At 41.1% G+C, this 2,721-nt stretch carries 1 protein-coding gene; it reads right to left on the bottom strand.

Going from position 1 to position 2,721, the window contains the following annotated elements:
- Positions 1 to 144: 144 nt before the first annotated feature.
- Positions 145 to 2,424 (bottom strand): DUF6531 domain-containing protein, encoded by a 2,280-nt coding sequence (locus tag KCG35_RS24435; RefSeq protein ID WP_215822466.1) that lies wholly within the window; start codon positions 2,422 to 2,424, stop codon positions 145 to 147.
- Positions 2,425 to 2,721 lie beyond the last annotated feature (297 nt).

The raw sequence follows: 2,721 nt of genomic DNA, 5'->3' as shown, positions 1-2,721 counted from the left end.
CTGTCCAAAATTGTTATATTCATAACTCACATGGCGGGTATTACTCGCCGTGGCACCCGAGGCCAGACCTGCCAGCATGGCAGCGGTTAACAGCGTTTGGCTAAATAACTTCATCGTACTTCCTGCTAAACGTTGGGTGCGGTATTAATGTGTTGTAGGTACTGCAAAAACAGAAATATAAAAATAGCCATGATCCCAGCCATTACTATGGCCACCATCCGTTCCCTCAGGACTCATGACAAAATCTAAAATATCACCTGTTTTTACATCGATTTGGTGGGTTTTTATCACCCCTCTATGATCATTTGCCGCCACAAGTTGTTGATCATGCAGTTGGCCATTAATAAATAATTTGCCCGTGAAACCATTCCCTTTCCGGTTATTGATTTTGTGGGCCAACCATTGGATGTCAATTTTTCCGGTATAGGTGCTTTCCCAGCGCTTGATGGCCCAATACTCGTTGGTGCGGCCTGTATAGGGGCCACTTGGAATCATTAATTCTTTACCAATCTCAAGATAAGGTGAGCCTGAGGTATTAAGATCCCATTTATGGTTAATCCAATATTTTTTATTAAATACAATAAATTTATTTATTTGGTAGGTTTTATTGGCATCATTTTCGTAATCATAATAACCATAATACCAGCCTTTATGTCCTTGAACGCCTGTGGTACTCCAGTCATCTCGAGAGTCTACAAATTTTACTTTTTCACCATTATTTTTTTGATTGGGATGAAGGCCTAATAAAAGTTCTTGCTCGGTGGTAAATCCATCATTATCAAGGTCAATGGCTGATTCATTGTTTAAGGGGTTTGTATTATTTTCTGTTTCCCAAAAGTCAGATAAACCGTCGCCATCAGTATCAGCTGAGTCAATGGCGGTACCTAACGTGTGTTCCTGCTCGTTAGTTAAACCATCATTATCGTAATCTTCAGTGTCAGTAATGGAAATACTGGTCCCTGGGTCAGCCACGGATTGAGATATAACATTGCCTTTATCATCATAGGTATATGAGATTAATTGGCCAGGCCTTGAGATCAGTGTGGGCTGGTTAAATACAGGGTGCCATACCGTAGTTGTTACATATTCAGCTGGTGTGCCTGCTGCCTTAACTTGTTTGGTCGCTAGGCCTCTTTCGTTGTATTCAAATGTGGTCGTGATCCCCTTCCAGTCGGTTTTGGATTTCATCAAACCAGTGTCGTGATAGGTATACTCACGGTTAGCGGCAGCACAGTTTGCAGAAGCATGGCCTTGGACAGAAGTGACGGCATTAACCCCCGCCACTTTTGAGAAGTAGTATGTTGTTTGTTTTTTGAGAGGGTTGGTAACAGTAGCTTGGTTATCACCATATTCAACAGAGTAACGTTCACCTTCATTTTCTTCACTGACGGTAGCACGTCCTTCGTTGTCATATTCCCATTTAATTGCTTCTACACCTTGTGCATTCGTAATACTGGTGAGGTGCGTTGGGTATTGCGTATTATCATAGTTAAATTGACGTGTTTTATTATCAGGGTACTTAATGTGAGCGAGCAGCTTGTTAGTGTTATAGGTATATGAAACAACATATCCATCGTTAAATGTCGCTGAAGTGAGCTGTTTTTTATGGGAAACGCTGGAAGTGTTAAATTCAAGTTTTAGCGTATTTTGATGGTTATCATTAATCGTCAGCGTATTGTCTTGGTACGTGTACGTTAACGTTTTACCACCAATAAAGGTTTCTTTTTCGAGTGCACCCTCTTGATTAAATGACAGTGCTGTTCCATTAGGCTTATGAATAACCCAATGATTTTGGGTCGACGTCAATTTCGTAAATACATCCGCATCACTGGTCCATTCGCTACCATTGTTGATAAAGAGATAACGTTTGCCATCGCCTTGGGCATAGGTTACTCGGTTGTTATAAATGATGAGTTGATTTTCAAAATTAAACTGCCATTTACCAGTTTGGGTATTGTACGTTCTTATCAGCGGTAAAGGACCATGAATATCTGTCTCAATATGGTACATATTACCATTAGCTAAGCTGATGGGCTGACCAACACTTGGTTGGCTGCAATTTGTTTCCCCATTAATTTTGTTTTCTAGGTTAAAACCTACGCAAATAGCATTATCTTTGAGCTGATAACCTTCTGGACAAATGTATTTTTCAGCCGTCCACACCAAAGCTCTTGGCCATGGATCATCGGCGCAATCATAATACCAACTGCCCTCAGCCGAAGGGTGGGGCTCAAATGAAGCTACAGGTGAAGCGCCACAGGCTCGTCCGGGGATTTCTGCCACACTGTCAACATAAATGGGCGGATAATCCATCCAACCATTATTTTTCATTTGGAGTTTTTTGGTCGGTAATTCATCTGCGATCAAGCCATAACTTGGAAACAGTAGAATGAATAGCGAAAAATAGCCTATCGCTTTACGCATACTTCTTTGTGCCCTGAAATCAGAAAAGAGTGTAAAAAATTCAGGCGATTTTAAGGGAATGCTTCAATGTGTAAATATGATGCAGGTCAGGGTTGAGGGTAAGGCTTATAACTGATCGCGATATTAGAATAGTGCTAAGCAATACAGCTTCTTAAGTGGTAAGTAGCTGCTAACATGAAGGGCTGCGATTACTACGTAATCGGACGAGTGGCAAGGTTGGAGGTTAAAAAAATAGCCGATAACCCTGCGTATCGGCTATTTTCCCTAAGAGAAGGATGGATCAAAATTCATTATCCT

It is taken from the genome of Zooshikella harenae (assembly GCF_018837975.1).
GTDB lineage: Bacteria > Pseudomonadota > Gammaproteobacteria > Pseudomonadales > Zooshikellaceae > Zooshikella > Zooshikella harenae.
This window is presented reverse-complemented; position numbering and strand designations above follow the sequence as displayed.